Annotated in this window: 1 protein-coding gene; it reads left to right on the top strand. The window is 53.6% G+C overall.

The annotated features are described in order from the left end of the window. Positions 1 to 38 precede the first annotated feature (38 nt). Positions 39 to 506 (top strand): hypothetical protein (locus IE038_RS24320; protein ID WP_189396454.1); only part of this gene is annotated, 468 nt, incomplete at its 3' end.

Raw genomic sequence — 506 nt, 5'->3', positions numbered from 1 at the left:
GCAAGCCCTCAGAGAAGACCATCGAGTGTTTGGGTCACATGTCAAACTTGCTCAACCTCACAGGCCGCAACATCTGCAAGTTCCGTGCAGACAACGAGTTCAACACCGTCTCCATCAACAAATGGCTTGGCGGTGATGCCGATGCTGGTCGCAATGCCATTGAAGCTGAGTTCACGGCTCCATACAGTTCGTTCCAGAACGGTGGCGCTGAGAGACTCAACGGGGTCATCCAGCAGAAGGTCAAGGTTATGCTCAACTCCTCTGGTGTTGGCACCAACTACTGGAACTTTGCCTTCAACCATGCTGCCTTCTTGCACAACTACCTCCCAAGGGCCGGCGGCTGCTCTCCTTTCGAGGCCATCAGAGGTGTCACCAAGCCCGTCAAGGCTGAAGACCCCTTTGGCTGCAGAGTGTTTGCCAAGAACTTCTTTGAGCACAACAAGTTGGTCAACCGCAGTCTCTCTGGCACGTTCATCGGATATCACAAGACCACCAAGGTTGTGCTT

Source organism: Pseudomonas laurentiana, from assembly GCF_014648275.1.
Taxonomy (GTDB): domain Bacteria; phylum Pseudomonadota; class Gammaproteobacteria; order Pseudomonadales; family Pseudomonadaceae; genus Aquipseudomonas; species Aquipseudomonas laurentiana.
The sequence above is the reverse complement of the archived record's forward strand: the minus strand, read 5'-3'. Positions and strand labels throughout refer to the sequence as shown.